The sequence below is a fragment of the Roseburia sp. OM02-15 genome (assembly GCF_003481835.1).
GTDB lineage: Bacteria > Bacillota > Clostridia > Lachnospirales > Lachnospiraceae > Eubacterium_I > Eubacterium_I ramulus_A.
In genome coordinates this window covers 37948-57430 of sequence record NZ_QULX01000014.1, presented here as the reverse complement: position 1 = coordinate 57430, position 19483 = coordinate 37948, and the positions used below count along the sequence as shown (strand labels likewise).

Annotated in this window: 16 protein-coding genes; 2 read left to right on the top strand and 14 right to left on the bottom strand. The window is 43.8% G+C overall.

Translation table 11 applies throughout. The features are described from left to right. Positions 1-3 precede the first annotated feature (3 nt). From ispG to DXB15_RS12370, 8 genes are all read right to left on the bottom strand, one after another. Positions 4-1062, bottom strand: coding sequence for a flavodoxin-dependent (E)-4-hydroxy-3-methylbut-2-enyl-diphosphate synthase (gene ispG, locus DXB15_RS12405; RefSeq protein WP_118703116.1), 1059 nt, complete (start codon positions 1060-1062; stop codon positions 4-6). Positions 1063-1211: 149 nt separating this feature from the next. Further along, the gene (rseP, locus tag DXB15_RS12400) at positions 1212-2246 is read right to left on the bottom strand and encodes an RIP metalloprotease RseP (protein WP_109215024.1); all 1035 of its coding nucleotides are present in this window, start codon (positions 2244-2246) and stop codon (positions 1212-1214) included. A 7-nt stretch (positions 2247-2253) separates the two neighbouring features. Further along, the gene (gene dxr / locus DXB15_RS12395; RefSeq protein ID WP_118703115.1) at positions 2254-3402 is read right to left on the bottom strand and encodes a 1-deoxy-D-xylulose-5-phosphate reductoisomerase; all 1149 of its coding nucleotides are present in this window, start codon (positions 3400-3402) and stop codon (positions 2254-2256) included. A gap of 111 nt (positions 3403-3513) precedes the next feature. Then, positions 3514-4326: a phosphatidate cytidylyltransferase gene (locus tag DXB15_RS12390; RefSeq protein ID WP_109215018.1), complete on the bottom strand. Its 813-nt coding sequence runs from the start codon at positions 4324-4326 to the stop codon at positions 3514-3516. 247 nt (positions 4327-4573) lie between these two features. Next, positions 4574-5293: an isoprenyl transferase gene (locus DXB15_RS12385; RefSeq protein WP_118703114.1), complete on the bottom strand. Its 720-nt coding sequence runs from the start codon at positions 5291-5293 to the stop codon at positions 4574-4576. Between the two features lie 154 nt (positions 5294-5447). Continuing rightward, on the bottom strand, positions 5448-6005 hold the full coding sequence (gene frr / locus DXB15_RS12380; RefSeq protein WP_118703113.1) for a ribosome recycling factor: 558 nt from the start codon (positions 6003-6005) through the stop codon (positions 5448-5450). Positions 6006-6062: 57 nt separating this feature from the next. Then, positions 6063-6758, bottom strand: coding sequence for a UMP kinase (pyrH, locus tag DXB15_RS12375; RefSeq protein ID WP_021739139.1), 696 nt, complete (start codon positions 6756-6758; stop codon positions 6063-6065). A gap of 222 nt (positions 6759-6980) precedes the next feature. Then, positions 6981-7685, bottom strand: a complete 705-nt coding sequence (locus DXB15_RS12370) for an aspartate/glutamate racemase family protein (RefSeq protein WP_109215021.1) — start codon at positions 7683-7685, stop codon at positions 6981-6983. A gap of 250 nt (positions 7686-7935) precedes the next feature. On the opposite strand from DXB15_RS12370, the gene DXB15_RS12365 reads away from it, so the two are divergent. After that, positions 7936-9147 (top strand): carboxylate--amine ligase, encoded by a 1212-nt coding sequence (locus DXB15_RS12365; protein ID WP_109215022.1) that lies wholly within the window; start codon positions 7936-7938, stop codon positions 9145-9147. A gap of 18 nt (positions 9148-9165) precedes the next feature. Then, positions 9166-10677, top strand: coding sequence for a Mur ligase family protein (locus tag DXB15_RS12360; protein WP_118703112.1), 1512 nt, complete (start codon positions 9166-9168; stop codon positions 10675-10677). A 357-nt stretch (positions 10678-11034) separates the two neighbouring features. On the opposite strand, the gene DXB15_RS12355 is transcribed toward DXB15_RS12360, so the two are convergent. The 6 genes from DXB15_RS12355 to DXB15_RS12330 all read right to left on the bottom strand — a co-directional run bounded on the left by DXB15_RS12355 (position 11035) and on the right by DXB15_RS12330 (position 19429). After that, positions 11035-12279: a chitobiase/beta-hexosaminidase C-terminal domain-containing protein gene (locus tag DXB15_RS12355; RefSeq protein ID WP_118703111.1), complete on the bottom strand. Its 1245-nt coding sequence runs from the start codon at positions 12277-12279 to the stop codon at positions 11035-11037. An 11-nt stretch (positions 12280-12290) separates the two neighbouring features. Further along, positions 12291-13127 (bottom strand): bifunctional methylenetetrahydrofolate dehydrogenase/methenyltetrahydrofolate cyclohydrolase FolD, encoded by an 837-nt coding sequence (gene folD, locus DXB15_RS12350; protein WP_109214362.1) that lies wholly within the window; start codon positions 13125-13127, stop codon positions 12291-12293. Between the two features lie 106 nt (positions 13128-13233). Next, a complete protein-coding gene (locus DXB15_RS12345; protein ID WP_109214361.1) occupies positions 13234-14904 on the bottom strand; it encodes a formate--tetrahydrofolate ligase in 1671 nt (556 codons plus the stop codon). Positions 14905-14988: 84 nt separating this feature from the next. Then, positions 14989-17724 carry an FtsK/SpoIIIE family DNA translocase gene (locus tag DXB15_RS12340; protein WP_109214360.1) on the bottom strand — a complete coding sequence of 912 codons (2736 nt, stop codon included), beginning with the start codon at positions 17722-17724 and terminating at the stop codon, positions 14989-14991. A 30-nt stretch (positions 17725-17754) separates the two neighbouring features. Next, complete coding sequence (locus DXB15_RS12335; protein ID WP_109214359.1) at positions 17755-18630, bottom strand: undecaprenyl-diphosphate phosphatase; 876 nt, start codon at positions 18628-18630, stop codon at positions 17755-17757. A 124-nt stretch (positions 18631-18754) separates the two neighbouring features. Further along, a complete protein-coding gene (locus tag DXB15_RS12330; RefSeq protein ID WP_109214358.1) occupies positions 18755-19429 on the bottom strand; it encodes a ClpP family protease in 675 nt (224 codons plus the stop codon). Positions 19430-19483: the final 54 nt, after the last annotated feature.

The following is a 19483-nucleotide window of genomic DNA, read 5'->3' as shown; positions in this document are numbered from 1 at the left end:
TATCTATTCACTCCAATTGATCAGTTCCTGACGCAGTGCCTCCAGCAACTCTGCTTCCGGTACTTTTTTTATCACTTCTCCGCGACGGATGATCAGACCTTCCTGTTTTCCACCGCAGATACCAAGATCCGCTTCTTTCGCTTCCCCGGGTCCGTTTACCACGCAGCCCATTACAGCCACTTTTATATTCAGTGGAAATTCTGCCACCATGGTTTCTACTTTATTTGCCAGACTGATCAGATCCAGACTGGTACGTCCGCAGGTCGGACAAGAAACAATCTCTATGCCACCGTTTCTCAGCCCCAGTGTTTTCAGAATCAGCTTGGCTGATTTGATTTCTTCCACCGGATCTCCGGTCAGAGATACACGGATTGTATCGCCAATCCCCTGATTTAGGATCAGTGCCAGACCGATGGAGGATTTGATATTTCCGCTGATGATTGTTCCAGACTCCGTGATTCCCACATGCAGCGGATAATCCGTCTGTTTTGAAATCAGTTCATGTGCTTTCACACACATCATAACATCTGAAGATTTGATACTGATAACCAGATTATCATAGCCAAAATCCTCAATCATTTTCACTTTATCCAGTGCACTCTCTACGATTCCTTCTGCTGTCACACCATGATATTTCTCTACCAGTTCTTTTTCCAGCGAACCACTGTTTACACCGACACGGATTGGGATATTACGCTCTCTGGCACAGTCAACTACTGCTTTCACGCGCTCAGCAGAACCAATGTTGCCCGGATTGATACGGATCTTATCTGCACCGTTTTCCATGGCTGCAATAGCAAGTCTGTAATCAAAATGTATGTCCGCAACAAGTGGAATATGAATCTGTTTTTTGATCTCTGCCAACGCTTTTGCCGCTTCCATATCCGGAACCGTACTGCGGATGATCTGACATCCCGCACGCTCCAGCTGCAGAATCTGAGCTACCGTTGCCTCAACATCCTGTGTCTTTGTATTTGTCATGGACTGAATCGCGATGGGATGCTTGCCACCAATGACCACATCACCGATTCGTACCTCTTTTGTACGTCTTCTCTCTGCCATTTTCTTCTCCTTTTAAAATAAGCGGATATTCCAAATCCTTTTACACTACTTGCTCATAGCTAAATAGTTGTTACTTCACAGTTTATCAGAAGAAACATTACTTTCTCTACTTCATCTCAGTAAATTCTATCGAAACGTTCTTAATTTGCCTATGGTATCAGCTTTCGGATATCATTAAACATAATCAGGATCATCAGTCCAAACAGACACAACAATCCGATAAAATGCACCATGCCTTCTTTATCTTCACTGACGCGCTTTCCACGAATCGCCTCGATCACCAGAAATACAAGACGACCACCGTCCAGTGCCGGAATCGGAAGCAAATTCATCACACCAAGGTTTGCCGACAGCAGCAACGCCAGATTCAGCAAATTCATCCAGACGTAAAATGCACCATCCGACTTGCTCATATCGTAAGTATCCCCGATGGTTTTTACAATTCCAACCGGACCGGACAGATCGTTGACACTGACCTGACGGGTCAGAAGCATTTTCAGGCTTCCCACTGTATACTGAATCCAGTATTTCACTTCATACACACTGTACTGCAGTGTCTTGATCGGACCGACTTTTGTATATTCACCGGAACCGTCAATTCCGTAACGGTAACGTCCCTGTTCCTCATCATAAGTCGGCTGCACTTCTACGATATGGCGCTCACCATTTCTCTCATAAGTAACTTCCACAGTCTCACCGGCATGAAACAGTGTATACATACTGATTTCCTTGAAAAAATGAATATGTTTATGATTCATTTTGATGATCTCATCACCTGCCTGCAATCCTGCTGTCTGAGCACCATATCCATCTTCCACCTGCGCTACGGTTGGTGTGGAGATACCGATATTTCCAAGAATGATGACTGCCAGCACAAAGGCCATGATAAAGTTAAAAATCGGTCCCGCCGCAACGACACTGATCCTCGCCCAGACAGATTTTTTCTGAAAAGACCGGTCATCATCACTCTGGCTGTCCTCGCCCTCCATCATACAGGCGCCGCCAAAAGGCAGCAGTTTAATGGAATACTTTGTCTCACCTTTTGTAAATCCCACGATGGTTGGTCCCAGTCCCAGAGAAAACTCATTGACCCGGATTCCGTTGGCTTTTGCCAGCAGGAAATGTCCCAGTTCGTGAAACAGAATAATCGCACTGAACAGTAATATCGCTATGATATACTTTATGATCACCCTACCACCTGCTTTCTATCCATTCATATACTGCTGCCTCCGTTGCCAGAATCTCTTCCACAGACGGATGTTCAATATATGTAATTTCCTCCATTGCAGATGCGATAATATCAGGAATATCAAGAAATGCGATTCTCCGCTCCAGAAACATTGCTACTGCTTTCTCATTTGCTGCATTAAATACCGTCGGAATATTTCCACCGCGGCGCATAGCCTCCAACGCAAATTTCAGTCCCTCAAAGGTATCCATATCCGGTGCTTCAAATGTCATCTGACCAAGCTTGTAAAAATCAAGGCGCATGCCGCGTAAAAATCTACGTTCCGGATAATACAGTGCATACTGGATTGGAAGTTTCATATCCGGTGTACCAAGCTGCGCAATGATCGCACCATCCTCGTACTGTACCATGGAATGGATCACGCTCTGCGGATGTACTACAACCTGAATCTGATCCAGCTCTACGTCAAACAGCCATTTTGCTTCCATTACTTCCAGACCTTTGTTTACCAATGTTGCAGAATCAATGGTGATTTTACGTCCCATCACCCAATTCGGGTGTTTCAGGGCATCCTCCAGACGCACCTGGGAAAGCTGCTCTCTGGTCATTCCACGGAACGGTCCGCCGGAAGCGGTCAGTAAAATTTTGTCAATCTTGTTTCCGTGCTCTTTCTCCCCATTCAGAGACTGAAAGATTGCACTGTGTTCACTGTCTACCGGTAAAATACGAACACCACATTTTTTTGCCAGCGGCATAATAATATGTCCCGCAGTTACCAGAGTCTCCTTATTTGCCAGTGCAATGTCTTTTCCGGCTTCAATCGCTGCAATCGTCGGGCGGATGCCAAGCATGCCAACAATCGCTGTTACCAGAACTTCTGCTTTTTCTTCACAAGCCACTGCCATCAGTCCGTCCATGCCAGACAGTACCGGAATATCAAGATCACTGATACGAAGTGCCAGTTCTTTCGCTTTTTCTTCTGTCTTTACCGCTGCCAGAACCGGTTTGAATTCACGAATCTGCTGCTCCAGCAGGTCAATGTTATCGCCTGCTGATAATGCGGTTACTTTTATATCCTGTTGTGCACGCACAACTTCCAGTGTCTGGGTACCGATGGAACCGGTGGAACCCAGAATCGCTATATATTTCATTCCTCTTATTCCTTTCTCTTGAAAGTTTTAAGTTAAAATTCGCACTTCACATGCTAAAAAATGATAGTCTAAATACGCATTTTCAAATAATGTATGTGAAATGCAGCACTTTTAAATAGCAAGCTGTAACAGATTACCAGTCAGATAGAAAATGATCGGTGCAGTAAAAATGACACTGTCAAAACGATCCAGAATACCACCGTGACCCGGAATCAGTTTTCCATAATCTTTGATATCAAAGTTACGCTTGATCGCGGAAGCTGCCAGATCACCCACCATGGAGATCAGTGCGCCTGCCGCACAGATACCTGCCATCATAAAAATATATGGCACATCTACATGCATAGAACCACGGAATAAGAATCCGTAAATAAGTGTCAGTAATGCAGCTCCAACCACACCGCCGACAGCACCTTCCACTGATTTTTTCGGGCTTAACACCGGTGCCATCTTGTGTTTTCCAAAGAGCATTCCCACGCAGTATGCACAGGTGTCGCAGCCCCAGGAGCACAAAAAGATCAACCATACCAGATATCTTCCGCCCTCTAAAGAACGTGTCTCATAAATGCAGGACAGCATAACTGCCACATAGAACACGCCGAAAAATGTAGCAATGATCTGGTTCGCATGAAATTTCGGATAGCCAAAAACAAACACGCACATACACACGATCAGCAATGCCATCACAAACATCATAATATCCGGGATAAAACCAAATGCTACATTCAGATAATATACAATGGCTGCCACATAGCCCACGATTCCCGGTGCACTTTTTTCAATTCCAAATACACGGTACAGCTCAAACAGTCCGATCAGGGAGATAATTCCCAGTACGGTCAGAAGCAGGTATCCTCCGTGTATAATAAATAGCAATGCCAGCAGCACCAGAACGATACCACTCAACAGTCTTGTCTTAAACATATTTTTTCCTCTCTTACATTCAGGTATTTCTTTAAAAATCCCTTTTTATCATCAACCACATATGCAAAACTTATGCTAACCCAAGTTATACACAAGCTTTCATTTCAAGAATGCTCCGGCATTCTTGTTGCGAGGTGCGCGTCATGCAATTGCATGACATACTTCAACTGCGCACCTCTGTAATCCTGCCGGAGGCTATATCAGATGGGGGATTGGCTCCCATCTGATATATTCGGCTCAAATTCCGTTACGCCTTTACCTTACCATAACGACGGTCACGGCTTGTATAAGCCTCAATCGCTTTCACCAGCTCTGCTTTATTGAACTCCGGCCATGGAGTATCCGTAAAATAAAACTCACTGTATGCATGCTGCCACATCAGATAATTAGACAGTCTCTGCTCTCCGCTGGTACGGATCATCAGATCCGGATCCGGGATTCCTGCAGTATCCAGATAATCTGAAAAATGTGCTTCATCCACTTCCTCCAGTGTGATTTTTCCTTCTTTATAATCCTGCATCATCTGGCGCATGCCGCGCAGCATCTCATCCCTGCTGCCGTAATTAATCGCAATCTGAAACTGCAGACCAGTATTTTTTGCGGTGTCAGTTTCCAGTGTGCGGATACTTTCCTGCAGATCTTTTGCCAGACCGGTCTTGTCTCCGATCACGCGCACTCTGGTGTTATTTTTCATCGCTTTTGTATAGCAGATTTTAATATATTTACGGAATAAAAACATTAATGTCTTTACTTCTGATTCCGGGCGGCTCCAGTTTTCTGTGGAAAATGCATATACTGTCAGATATTTGATACCAAGTGCATCTGCATCCTCACAGATATCCATGATCACATCTGCGCCTTTGGAGTGTCCGTAAGTACGCGGCATCCCCTTTGATTTCGCCCAGCGGCCGTTTCCATCCATGATAATGGAGACATGGGTCGGTATCTTCAACTGTGAAAGTTCCATATTTTTCCCCTTTCTCAGAAAAGGACATAGCCTGCGCCATGTCCCCATCTTTCTTATCTTTCCGATTTTTCAGATCAGTCAATGCCATTCATCTGTGTTCGATTCGATTATGAATTTCTATGAATTGACATCAGCAAAATACTGTATTTTGCTATTATACTGTCATGATCTCTTTTGTTTTTTCTGCAACTGCAGCGTCAACATCAGCAATGTATTTGTCTGTCAGTTTCTGAACCTGAGTCTCCAGATCTTTGATCTCGTCCTCAGATACATCGCCTGCTTTACCCATTTTCTTTAAAGCATCGTTTGCATCACGACGGATGTTACGAACAGCAACTTTGGCAGCCTCGCCTTTTTTCTTTACATCTTTGGCAAGATCTTTACGTCTCTCCTCTGTCAGCTCCGGGAATACCAGACGAATACATTTTCCATCGTTTGTCGGATTGATTCCAAGATCGGATGTCATGATTGCTTTCTCGATTGCTTTTACCATGGATGCCTCCCAAGGCTGGATCATGATCATACGTGCTTCCGGAACAGATACGTTTGCAACCTGCTGGATTGCTGTCGGTGCGCCATAATAATCTACGCGGATCTGATCCAGTACATGCGGATTTGCACGACCTGCACGGATGGATGTGTACTCCTCCAGTAAGTTGTTGTAAGATTTCTGCATCTTTGTCTCATAAGGTTTGATTGTCTCGTTTGCCATATTTTAATCCTCCAAATATTTTCTTTTTACCTTCTGATATTACTTATCTTATATGGATTATACGGTTACTTTCGTTCCGTTAAAATCGCCGCTGATTGCTTTTACAATGCTGTTCTCCTCGTTTAATCCAAATACATACATCGGCATTTTATTTTCCATGCTCAGGATGGATGCCGTCAGATCAACAACTGCCAGCTGTTTGTCGATAACTTCCTGAATGCTTACCTCATCGTAACGTTTTGCATCCGGATTTGTCTTCGGATCACTGTCATATACACCATCGATTGCTTTTGCAAGCAGGATAACGTCTGCCTCGATCTCGATGGCACGCAGAACAGTTGCTGTATCTGTGGAGAAATACGGATGACCGGTTCCACCTGCGAAAAATACAACCATTCCTTTTTCAAAATATTTGTTTGCACGGTCTTTGGAAAACAGTTTTGTAAAGGAACCGCACTCGAACGGTGTCAGTACGTTTGTCTTCATTCCTACGGAACGGAAGATCTCAGATACATAAATGCAGTTCATAACAGTTGCAAGCATACCGATCTGATCTGCTTTTGTACGGTCGATAGTCTCGCTGGTACGTCCTCTCCAGAAGTTTCCTCCGCCGATTACGATACCGACTTCAATTCCCTGATCTACTAACTGTTTTACCTGATTTGCAACAACGGTAACGGTTGCCTCATCAAAACCAAATTTTTTATCTCCTGCCAGCGCTTCTCCGCTCAGCTTCAGTAAAACTCTCTTCATAAGAATTCTGTCCTTTCTTTTTATTTACTTTCATTATTTTGTGATCACATCACGCTATAATTTCGCTCTTTATCAATCACATTGCTATGTTGGCTCACTTAAATGCATTCTCTCATAAATAAAAGCAGTTCATAAATAACATTCATCACTTGTCAATCATACCAACCCATTGACTCATTTGAAATTATTATACCATACCTTTACATATTATGGTAGCGAAAATTACTCGCAGTAAACACCACCGCATCTTTCAATACATGCCTTTGCCACTACGTTCATGGCATCAATATAAAAGTCCGGATTCAGGCTGTAATTGACATTTAATACAGATAACTCTGTACATGCAAGAATCACTGCATCACAGCCCTGTCCACGCAGTTCATGCACCACGTTCATAAACTGATGACGGTCACCTTTCTCACCACGTTTGATCTGCTCATAGATCAGAGACATAACATCTTTCTGACGTTCTTCTGACGGATATACCACTTCAATGCCATATTTTTCCAGTGCTTTTTTGTACATACCGCCCTTGACCGTTCCATCTGTCGCCATAACACCGACTTTCTTTCTGCCCCGCTCAGATGCGTAACGTGCAGTCTCTTCGATCATGTTGATGAATTTTCCGTTTGTCAGTTCCTGCAGACGGTCTGCAAAATAATGACAGGTGTTACATGGAATTGCAAAATATTCACATCCAAGCTGCTCCATACCGCGGATATCTTTTGCAATAATGTCCCACAGATAATCCTGCTTTCCACACAAAATGCATTCCGTACGATCCGGAATCGACGCATGATTATAAATGAGAATGTCCAGATGCTCACGGTCATTGTTTACCGAAGTATTATCGATAATCTTTTTATAAAAAAGCACCGTAGCTTCTGATCCCATTCCTCCTAAAATTCCTAATTTCTTTTTTTCCATATGCTTATGGTTTCCTTTCCTTATGCTTATGGTTCCTTTTCTTTATAAAAGGTAATATTTTTCTTGCAAAAATGTATCATAACACACTTTTCCGCTTTCGACTATATCAAATCTGTTTTTTAGTGTCAACTACATGCGTTTTCTGACGAACTATAACATAATTTTTTCCGGGAAATGAACTTGTATAAATGACGCATCTGGTATAAAATAGTGCAGGAATCACAATAGAAATAATTGGAGGATTATAGATATGGAATTTAAAAAACAGCCCTTCATACCAATGCTTTTTGGCGGCGACATCAATACATACAGTGTTGCCCGTGCATTTTATGAAGAATATCAGGTAAAAACCTATGTATTTGGAAAGTTTCCAAGCGGTCCAAGTTACAACAGTAATATTATTGAATACCATGCAAATTTAAAAATTGATACAGACGAAGTATTTATGCAGACCGTCCGCGATTTTGCCGCTGCACACGCAGACAAAACCGTCCTTACCATCGGTTGCGGCGATTCCTATGTAGCACTGTGCAGCCGTCATAAAGATGAGATGCCGGAAAATGTCATTGCTCCGTACATCGATTTTGAGCTGATGGACAGACTGCAGCAGAAAGAACTGTTCTACCGTCTCTGCCGTGAACACGATATTGATTTCCCGGATACTCTTGTATTCCGTCACGGCATGGATCTGGATTTTGAACTGCCGTTCTCTTTCCCGGTCATTTTAAAACCGTCCAACTCCGTTATGTATTGGGAGCATGAATTCCCGACACAGGAAAAAGTATACAAAATTGATAACGACAAAAAATTAAAAGACACGATCCGTCAGATCTACGATGCAGGATACACCGATTCCCTCATCATTCAGGATACTATTCCTGGAAATGACGAATTCATGCGTGTACTGACCTGCTTCTCCGGAAAAGACAAAAAAGTAAAAATGATGTGTCTCGGACACGTTCTCTTAGAGGAACATACACCACACGGTTCCGGTAACCATGCCGTGATCATCACAGAACCGCAGGAAGAACTGATGACAAAGGTTAAAAACCTGTTAGAGACTATCGGTTATGTCGGATTTTCAAATTTTGATATCAAATACGATATCCGTGACAACCGCTACAAATTCTTTGAGATCAACACCCGTCAGGGACGTTCCAACTACTATGTGACAGGTTCCGGTTTCAACGTAGCCCGTTATTTTGTCGAAGAGTTTGTATACAACAAAGACATTCCGTTTAAAATTGCAAAAGACGAACACCTCTGGATGGTTGTACCGAAAGCAGTTGCCCGCAAATATGTACATCAACCGGAAAACAAAGAAAAATTAAACCGTCTGATCCGGGAAGGAAAAGTTGTAAATCCAGTATTTATGAAAGGCGATTTCAACTTTAACCGCTGGCTGCGTATGGTCAAGAACCACTTCAGCCACTTCCGCAAATTTAAAACATACTACCACTAAAAGCAGAGAGGAATACTTATGATTACTTATACACAGCAAGATTATCTGAATACCCTGACAGACGCCGGTCTTGTGACAGACAGCAATCTGTATGGTCATGCCGCTGATTCCGTTCAGGGATTAACTTACAATTCCAAAGAAGCGTCATCCGGAACCTTATTTGTCTGTAAAGGAGCCGCTTTCCGTCCGGAATATCTGGCAGACGCGGTTTCCCACGGCGCCACTTTATATGTCAGCGAACAGAAATTTGATCTGAATACAGAAGTTCCATACATTTTAGTTTCTGATGTCAGAAAAGCAATGCCGTACCTTGGCAAACTTTTTTATAACGATCCGTCCAAAGATCTGAACCTGATCGGTGTCGGCGGAACCAAGGGAAAATCTACCACCGCTTACTATGTAAAAGCCATCGTGGATGACTATATGGCAAGCCTCGGCAAAAAAGAGAGCGCTGTCATCTCTTCCATCGATGTTTATGACGGTATAACAAAAGTGGAATCCCACATCACCACTCCGGAAAATATCGAACTAATGCAGCATTTCCGCAATGCCGTAGATTCCGGGATTGATTTCCTTGAAATGGAAGTATCCAGTCAGGCTTTAAAATATGGTCGTGTGGAGCAGATCATGTTTGACGCTGCCATCTTCCTGAACATTTCTGAGGATCATATCAGTCCGATCGAACATCCGGATTTTGAAGATTACTTCTCTTCCAAGTTAAAAATGTTCGCACAGACAAAGAATGCGCTGATCAATACAAACTCTGATTATTTTGAGCGTGTTGCAGAAGCTGCAAAAGCAGCTCCAAATGTAATTACCTTCGGTACAAACGAAGGCAGTGACATTTACGGATATGATATTGAAAAAGTAGACCATGAAATCCACTTCCGTGTAAAATGTGACCGCTTCGATGAGACTTTTGCACTGACCATGCCGGGACTCTTTAATGTAGAAAATGCTTTAGCTGCCATCGCTGCCGCTTATGTATTCAACATTCCGGTTGAGTTTATGAAATCCGGTCTGTACCGTGCACGTTCCTCAGGAAGAATGGAAACTTATATGTCTGCAGACAAGAATATCATCGCCGTTGTTGACTATGCACACAACAAATTAAGCTTTGACAAACTCTTCTCTTCCACCAGAAAAGAGTATCCAGATTACGATATCATTTCCATTTTCGGCTGCCCGGGTAAAAAAGCATTTATCCGCCGCCGTGACCTTGGAACCATCGCCGGTATGTACTCTAAAAAAGTATATCTGGTTGCTGAGGATCCGGGTGCAGAACCGGTAGAACAGATTTCCAAAGACATTGCGCAGTATGTAGAGGCACAGCATTGTCCGTATGAAATGATCGAAGATCGTGGAGAAGCTATCCACAAAGCGATCATGGAAGCCGAAGGAAAAACCATTCTACTGATCACAGGAAAAGGAAATGAAACCCGTCAGAAATATGGCACCGAATATCTGGATTGCCCATCTGATGTGGAATATACGAAAAAATACTTGGCTGAGTACGATGCTGCTCACTAAGTTTTTTACTGACAATAATTGAATAACAAACAGGTAGTGTAAATAATTCAAGTCGAACGCACGTGAGACTTGGTGCGTGATTCTGGTCAGCGAAAGCTGACATATTCTTCTCAGAATCACTGCACATCCCCGCGGAGCGTTTATCTCAGTCGGAGATTGTACTCCCACTGAGAAAGACTTGTTATTACTCACCACTTGCAGAAGTGGGAGTCTTCTCGACTGAGATAAAATGTATCACTTTACAAATACTTCCTGTTTGTAGAATAGCAAAAAAGCAATTGATAAAGACTGTTATACTAACAATCTTACCAATTGCTTTTTTGTTAACTGATTATCTCAGGATTTCTATCACTTTTGTTATTCAGCATCAGAAGATGCTCCATCTTGTGTATCTGAATCTGTCGTAGATGTCGGATAATAGATATAATTACATTTCAGTACTTCACTTGACAATCCATTATCATCAATTGCAACCAGGGACAGTATATTATTTCCTTCCGGAATATCAAGTGCATCACGATATACAGAAGAATTACTGGTCGGTGTGCTGCCATCCCAGGTATAATATACTGTTGTTCCGGATGGAACTGTCACATGTACCGATTTCTGTTCATAATAGGTTCCTCCATCCGGATAAACAGATGGCATATCCGGCGCATCCAGTTCAATATTATACTCTGCGGATACCGGTTCACTGTATTTGCCATTTTTGTCCATGGCAATTGCAGTAAGTGTTGTCTTACCCTGCTCCTCAATCTGAATCGGATCCTCATACTTCTTATCCGCATCAGTCGGAACGCTTCCATCCAACGTATAATAGATATCGATTCCTTTGCCATCTACAGAAAGCGTCACTTCCAGAAATTCATTATAGTTGCCGCCCTCTTTATCTATTTCCGGAGCAGCAAGTAAATACTGGTCAAACAGAGACAGAATCTTGCTGTCTGTCACCTTACTCTTTAATGCCAGAATCTGATCATAAGAATTATTGCTGTCATACAGGCTCAGTAACTGTTCATAAGCTTTTTTGCAGCTTGGGTTCTGATCAATCACCCACAGCAAAACCGTTTCCGCCTTTGCATCCTGTTTCATCAGGACATAAATCTGACCTTCCAGAACCAATGCATCTTCATTTTCAGAATCCAGCTGCAGTACATATTCTGCATACTGAAGCGCACTGGTATAATTTTTCTGATCCAATGCTTCTGTTGCCTTTTTCAGCTGGTAACTTACAGAATTGCTGTGATTATACTGCATCACACCAAAGGCAACTGCCAGCGCCGCAATCAAAAGTACCACCAGGATTACCAATGTCTTTCTGGCTTTTTTTCGTTTCTTTTCCAACATTCGCTTCTTCTTTTTCTTTGAAGAATCAGATGCGGTCTTTGTACCATGCGGTTTCTGATCCGTCTTTTCTGCCGCTTTTTCTATACTTACCAGCGTTTCTGTCTGACTGCCACTCTTTTCTTCCTCTTCCAGCATGGAACGAAGCAGATCATCTTCCAATATATTAATTTCTGTTACAATCTGTGCTTCCTGCCCGCAATTGGAACAATACACACATCCCGGGCGAATTTCTGCACCACACTTCGCACATTTCATGTTCTGTCCTCTTAGCGCATCGTCTCTACACAATTATTCATCAGCATTGCGATCGTCATCGGTCCAACACCACCTGGTACCGGTGTAATCGCACTTGCAAGCGGCTCCACAACATCAAAATCCACGTCTCCGCATAATTTCTTACCTTCCAGACGGTGGATTCCAACATCAATTACAACCGCACCCTCTTTTACATATTCTTCTGTGATAAATTTCGGTTTTCCGATGGCAACGATCAGGATATCTGCCTGTTTACACAATTCTTTCAGATTCTTTGTTCTGGAATGTGCAACGGTAACTGTTGCATTTTCACGAAGCATCAGCATTGCCATTGGTTTACCAACGATGTTACTTCTGCCTACGATCACACAGTTTTTTCCTTCCATTTCCACACCGGAACGTTTCAGCAGCTGAATGACGCCCGCAGGTGTACATGGTAAAAATCCTTTACTTCCGATCATCAGTGCTCCTGCGCTCTGCGGATGAAATCCATCTACATCTTTGGATGGATCGATGGCAAGAATTACCTTCTCCTCATCAATATGAGCCGGAAGCGGAAGCTGTACCAGAATTCCGTGTACTTCTTCCTTCTGATTCAATTCCTGAATCAAAGCAAGCAGTTCTTCTTCGGTGGTCTCCTCCGGTAATTCATAAGATTCTGATCCAATTCCGATATATGCACATGCATTTTTCTTATTGCGTACATATACGCTGGATGCCGGATCTCCGCCAACCTGAATAACTGCCAGGGAAGCTGTCTTTCCCTGCTGTGCCAGATCTGCCACTTCTGCTTTTAATTCGTCTTTTATCTCCTGAGAAATTCTTTTCCCATCAACCAATTTTGCCATTCTGCTATGTTGCCTCCAAATCACTTTTATTACATCTATCTTCCGTTGATTCTCACAGTTTGAATCGTTCGTTCCAATCCAAACTGTGAGAACGTTACAAATTCATTTAGAATAAACCAGTGATCACGCCGTCTGCGTTTACATTGATATTATTTGCTGCCGGTACTTTTGGTAATCCAGGCATTGTCATGATCGCACCTGTCACTACAACCACAAATCCTGCACCAGCATTTGCGTATACTTCACGGACATTAATGGTAAATCCGCTCGGGCGACCAAGTTTGTGCTGGTCATCAGACAGAGAGTACTGTGTCTTAGCCATGCATACCGGGAAATCTCCCATACCAAGGTCTTCGATTCGTTTTAATTCTTTATTTGCTGCATTCGAATAAGTTACGCCATCTGCACCGTAAATTTCTTTTGCAATTGTTTCAATCTTCTCTTTCAGAGATAATTTATCATCATATAATACTTTGAAGTTGCTCTCTTTGTTTTCAAGAGCATCCAGTACTTTCTCTGCCAGAGCGATTCCGCCCTCGCCGCCTTTCTCCCATACTTCGGAGAGTGCGAACTCACAACCACGCTCTTTGCAGAACTGCTCGATATAATCAAGTTCTGCCTGTGTATCTGTTGCAAATGCATTTAATGTTACAACAACCGGAACTCCGAATTTCTGAAGGTTCTCGATGTGTTTCTCAAGGTTTACGATACCTGCTTTTACTGCCTCCAGATTCTCCTGTGCCAGATCTGCTTTTGCCACACCGCCATTGTATTTTAATGCACGAACCGTTGCAACCAGAACAACTGCATCCGGTTTCAGTCCTGCCATACGGCATTTGATATCAAAGAATTTCTCTGCACCAAGGTCTGCACCGAAACCTGCTTCTGTGATGGTAATGTCTGCCAGTTTCATTGCTGTCTTTGTAGCACGTACACTGTTGCATCCATGTGCGATATTCGCGAATGGTCCACCGTGTACGATGGCCGGTGTATGCTCCAGAGTCTGAACAAGGTTCGGTTTCAAGGCATCCTTTAACAGAGCTGCCATAGCACCTGTTGCATGCAGATCATCTGCTGTTACCGGTTTTCCTTCAAAAGAATATGCAACGATCATACGGCCAAGTCTGCGTTTCAAATCTTCCATATCATCTGCCAGACATAAAACTGCCATGATCTCAGATGCTACTGTGATAACAAAATGATCTTCTCTTACCATTCCGTCCATTTTGCTTCCAAGTCCGACAACGATGTTACGAAGTACACGGTCGTTCATATCCAGACAACGTTTCCATACCACCTGACGCGGATCAATACCAAGCTGATTTCCCTGCTGAATATGATTATCCATCATTGCTGCAAGCAGGTTATTTGCAGATGTGATAGCATGGAAATCTCCTGTAAAATGAAGGTTCAGATCTTCCATCGGTACAACCTGTGAATATCCACCACCTGCTGCTCCACCTTTAATACCAAAACATGGTCCAAGGGACGGCTCACGCAATGCAAGGATTGCTTTTTTTCCCATTTTACAAAAAGCCTGTGCCAGACCAATACTTGTGGTTGTTTTTCCTTCTCCTGCCGGTGTCGGATTGATTGCTGTCATCAGCACCAGTTTTCCGTCCGGACGATCCTGTACTCTTTTGATGAGATCATCACTTAATTTTGCTTTGTACTTTCCGTACAGTTCCAGATCATCCTCGCCGATTCCGATCTGCTCAGCCACCTTCCCGATTGGCTCCATCACTGCTTCCTGTGCAATTTCGATATCTGTTTTCATTGGTATACCTCCTACTAATTTATAATTGAACAAAATGTTCCAAACAACTTTAACTCTAAAATATATACTAGATTCAAACACACTTTAGGCATCACTTCCACTGAGTACCTGCTGAAATTCTTCCAGACTCATCAGTACCCGCCGCGGCTTGGTTCCCTCTTCCGGTCCGACGACACCAGCTTCTTCCAGCTGATCCATAATACGCGCTGCACGGTTAAATCCAATCTTGAACATACGTTGCAGCATACCAATGGAACCTTTTTCTTTTTCTATGATAAACTTTCCGGCATCTGCAAAGTACGCATCCCTGTCATCTGCCGTATTCGTAAATCCACTGCCATTTCCAATGCTGCTCTCGGAAGTATTTACTTTTTCCTCGACTTCTGCATTATAAGCTACTTGACCATTTTTTTCAATAATATATTCTACCACATCCGACACTTCTTTGTCCGTGACAAAAGCTCCCTGTACACGCAATGGCTTCTGATAGTTCTGCGGATAAAACAACATATCACCTTTTCCAAGCAGTTTTTCCGCACCGTTCATATCCAGAATGGTTCTGGAATCCACACCAGAAGTTACGGCAAATGCAATACGGGACGGCATATTTGCCTTGATCAGGCCGGTAATAACGTTTACAGACGGACGCTGTGTAGCAATGACCAGATGCATGCCCGCTGCACGGGCAAGCTGTGCCAGACGACAGATCGCATCCTCAACATCATTGGAAGCTACCATCATCAGATCTGCCAGCTCGTCTACGATAATGACGATCTGTGGCATTTTCTTCGGTTTGTCCTCTCCCGGAAGATCCTGAATGGACTCTACCTTCTTATTATAACCTTTCATATCTCGGACACCGTACTTCTGGAAGGTCTGATAACGTTCCATCATTTCAGAAACTGCCCAGTGAAGTGCACCGGCTGCTTTCTTCGGATCCGTTACAACCGGAATCAACAGATGCGGTATTCCATTGTACACGCTCAGCTCTACTACTTTCGGATCGATCATGATCAGTTTTACTTCGTCCGGTTTTGCTTTGTACAAAATACTCATAATGATCGTATTGATACATACAGATTTACCGGAACCGGTAGCACCTGCGATCAGCAAATGTGGCATCTTGGCAATATCTGCCACAATGACATGACCTGCGATATCTTTTCCTGTACAGAATGAGATCTTCGATGCATGATCCTGAAACTCTCTGGATTCTACCAGATCACGGAACGGGATTGTCACATTTTCTTTGTTCGGCACTTCGATACCGATGGCTGATTTTCCCGGAATCGGTGCTTCAAAACGAATATCCGGAACTGCCAGGTTCAATTTGATATCATCTGCCAGTCCAAGGATCTTACTTACCTTTACCCCCATCTCCGGCTGAATCTCATACTGTGTGACGGTTGGTCCGCAGACTACGTTAGTCACACGCGCGTTTACGCCAAAATTTGTCAGTGTCATCTGAAGTTTTGCAGACATTTCCTGCAAATGCTGTCTGGAATCTCCCGTCTGATTCGGATCACCTTTCTGTAAAAGGGAAACATCCGGGAATACATATGCCCGCGCATGTTCCTCCCCCGCATGTTCTGCGATCTCCTCACGCACATCGGCAACTTCCTGTTCCACCTGCTCAGCAGACTGTTTCGGCTGACCACCGTGATGCGACCTTTTCTTTAACTCCGGTTCCGGCTGTGAGATTCCTGCCCCTTCTAAGCCGGCTGTATCCTGCATCGGAGTCTTCGGCTGCGCCGTTTCTCTGACCGGTTTCTTCGTCTCCGGATAAGGATTCTGCTCCCCGGATAAATGAATCTCCGGCTGCGGATGCTGCGCCCAAAAGTCATCCGACTGCACCTGTGTGATATCCTCCGGCTCCGTCACCGGCATCTGCACCGTTGCAGCTGTTTTTCGTTTCTTAGCCGCACCTGCCGTCGGCTCACTTCCGGCAAGCACATCTTCTCTGATCGGATCCTGCGGATTCAAAGATAATTCACTCATATTCTCCGTCACTTTTTCTTCTTTTCGTGGACGGATCTTTGTGTCCAATGCCACACCGCTGACTTTCCGATTCATACGACGTTCTTTTTTTCTATCATTTCCTGTCATCTGCTCGCGCTGAGACTGACGCTCACGGTTTCGTTCCTGCGCTGCCGCTCTTCTGCGCGCTGCATCCGAACGTGCAGACTCATAGACATGCTTACTGCCTTTTGATACGCCCTTAAAGAAGGATTTTTCTGTCAAAAGCACTACTGCGATCACCATAATCAAGATATCCAGCAGTACCGCTCCCATCATGCCAAAACATTTTGAAAATCCAATCCCGATCAGTCCTCCGACCAGTCCTCCTCCTGTCTTTGAGGAAGCACACTCTGTGTACAATTGTGTCACCTTTCCCGGCACCTGATCCCACCAGCAGACAATATGTGCAAAAACGCACAAAAAAACAAACAGCAGGATTCCTGCCGTCGCTTTCATGATTGCTCTCCCGGAATATGTATATCCAGTTCGTGTCCGCTGTTGGTTTGATACCATAAATGCCGGGATCAGAAATACCGGGATCGGAAAAATATAAGCCAGCACACCAAACATTCCAAAGGAAAATTTACTCAGTGCATTTCCCACAATTCCGCCTTTTCCAATATTTCCGATAAAAAGGAGAATTGCAAATGCCAGAAATGCAAAAAGCAGCAATTCTGCACGCCATGTAAATGTCGGTGCAGAACTGCTTTTTCCTCTTCCGTTTGCAGAACTTTTTCTGCCGGAAGTCTTCTTTCCGGATGTTTTCTTTCTGGTAGATGTCGTTCTTTTCTGAGTTGCCATATAACACCTTTCTCTATCTGTTCCTCAACCTTATGTGGTAACAAAATAACCAATGATCGACACGATACCAACGATCAGACAGTAGATTGAGAAAAACTTAAACTTTCTTTTTTTCACAATGACAAGCATTGTTTTGATACAAATATAACCAACTACGGCTGCGACTGCCATACCAATTGCATAATGAATCAGGTCAGTACGCATCAGTGCTTCGCTACCGATATCCTTTAACTGTAATACCATTGCTCCAAGAATTGCCGGGATTGACATGATAAAGGAATATTTTACTGCAAATCTACGATCCAGACCGTTCAGCACACAGGCTGTGATCGTAGTTCCGGAACGGGAAAGTCCCGGTAATGTTGCAACGCCCTGACAGATACCGATAATAAATGCGTTGGCATAACTGGTCTGTTTTGGTTTCTTGTGCCCTTCCGGTATCCGGTCACAGACAAACAGCAGCGCTGCCGTAATGATCAGACAGATTCCCGGAACGATCAGCACCTCGGAAGCCGCCGTAACAAGATCCGCTCCCACATAGCCGATAATGCCCGTCGGTATCGTAGAGACGATCACAAGCATGACCATTTTGCGGTAACTGTTATATATCACATGGCGGTATGCGCCGTCTTTTCCTCTCCGTTTCTGCATCCAGGTCACCAGATTATAGCCACCGTCAATCAGCATGCCGATAAACTCGATCACCAGTCGAATGATATCTTTGTAATACACAATGCAGATTGCCACCAAGGTTCCCACATGGAGCATAACATCAAACAGCAGACCTGTCTCTGTATTAACATCAAATAATATTTTAAAAAGCGCCAGATGACCAGAGCTGCTGACCGGCAGAAATTCTGTCAGTCCCTGGATCAGTCCCATCAGTATGGATTGTAACAATGACATTGCACACGCCCTCATCTTTCGTATCAGTATCACAGGTTCTTTTTCCTGCGCCTGTATATCATATCATACTTTCCAAAAGATGTCATCTGTGTTTTTATTTTTCCGAACATATATTCTATTACACTTATATCCGCTCATCGTTGATCATAAAATGCAGGCGGCGCACAGCATCATTGATTCCGCCCACTTCGTTAATAATGCCTTCTTCTACTGCCTGATGCCCCACCAGTATCGTCCCCAGATCCTTTGTCAGCATGCTTGTATTCAGCATCAGTTCCTCGATCCGCTCCTGTTTCACCATACAATGAGACGCGATAAATCCGGTAATACGATCCTGCATCTGTTGAAAATACTCATACGTCTGTGGTGCACCGATCACCGTTCCGCTCATCCGTACCGGATGGATCACCATGGTTCCCGTTGGCACAATATAGGAATAATCGGCTGCCACTGCCAGCGGCACGCCGATGGAATGACTGCCGCCAAGCACCAGCGAAACCACCGGTTTGCTTAAAGATGCGATCATCTCTGCAATCGCCAGTCCTGACTCAACATCACCGCCTACCGTATTCAAAAGCACCAGCAAACCATCCACGGTTCGGTCATCTTCTGCCTCTGCCAGCTTTGGCAGTACATGCTCATATTTCGTTGTTTTTGTATTTGACGCCAGACATTCATGTCCTTCCACTTCTCCGATAATGGAAAGCAGCTGAATGTTATGCTGCTGGCGGTTTTCGTTTAACTCTATCTGTCCATACTCTTTAATTTCTTCATTTTCCAGGGCTTTTTTCTCTGCCATCACACAATTCCTCCATTTTCCATATAGATATAAAATCCAGTTCTCATCTAATTT

What these genes read in the sequence shown, in the direction of transcription:
- DXB15_RS12330 (WP_109214358.1), bottom strand. Translation starts at nt 19,429, where the DNA reads ATGGCAGAGAAAAAAGCCCTGGAAAATGAAGAAATTAAAGAGTATGGA.
- DXB15_RS12355 (WP_118703111.1), bottom strand. Translation starts at nt 12,279, where the DNA reads ATGAAATGTGCGAAGTGTGGTGCAGAAATTCGCCCGGGATGTGTGTAT.
- DXB15_RS12335 (WP_109214359.1), bottom strand. Translation starts at nt 18,630, where the DNA reads ATGTCATTGTTACAATCCATACTGATGGGACTGATCCAGGGACTGACA.
- folD (WP_109214362.1), bottom strand. Translation starts at nt 13,127, where the DNA reads ATGGCAAAATTGGTTGATGGGAAAAGAATTTCTCAGGAGATAAAAGAC.
- DXB15_RS12345 (WP_109214361.1), bottom strand. Translation starts at nt 14,904, where the DNA reads ATGAAAACAGATATCGAAATTGCACAGGAAGCAGTGATGGAGCCAATC.
- frr (WP_118703113.1), bottom strand. Translation starts at nt 6,005, where the DNA reads ATGGCAAACGAGACAATCAAACCTTATGAGACAAAGATGCAGAAATCT.
- ispG (WP_118703116.1), bottom strand. Translation starts at nt 1,062, where the DNA reads ATGGCAGAGAGAAGACGTACAAAAGAGGTACGAATCGGTGATGTGGTC.
- DXB15_RS12370 (WP_109215021.1), bottom strand. Translation starts at nt 7,685, where the DNA reads ATGGAAAAAAAGAAATTAGGAATTTTAGGAGGAATGGGATCAGAAGCT.
- DXB15_RS12385 (WP_118703114.1), bottom strand. Translation starts at nt 5,293, where the DNA reads ATGGAACTTTCACAGTTGAAGATACCGACCCATGTCTCCATTATCATG.
- DXB15_RS12360 (WP_118703112.1), top strand. Translation starts at nt 9,166, where the DNA reads ATGATTACTTATACACAGCAAGATTATCTGAATACCCTGACAGACGCC.
- pyrH (WP_021739139.1), bottom strand. Translation starts at nt 6,758, where the DNA reads ATGAAGAGAGTTTTACTGAAGCTGAGCGGAGAAGCGCTGGCAGGAGAT.
- DXB15_RS12340 (WP_109214360.1), bottom strand. Translation starts at nt 17,724, where the DNA reads ATGGCAACTCAGAAAAGAACGACATCTACCAGAAAGAAAACATCCGGA.
- DXB15_RS12390 (WP_109215018.1), bottom strand. Translation starts at nt 4,326, where the DNA reads ATGTTTAAGACAAGACTGTTGAGTGGTATCGTTCTGGTGCTGCTGGCA.
- DXB15_RS12365 (WP_109215022.1), top strand. Translation starts at nt 7,936, where the DNA reads ATGGAATTTAAAAAACAGCCCTTCATACCAATGCTTTTTGGCGGCGAC.
- dxr (WP_118703115.1), bottom strand. Translation starts at nt 3,402, where the DNA reads ATGAAATATATAGCGATTCTGGGTTCCACCGGTTCCATCGGTACCCAG.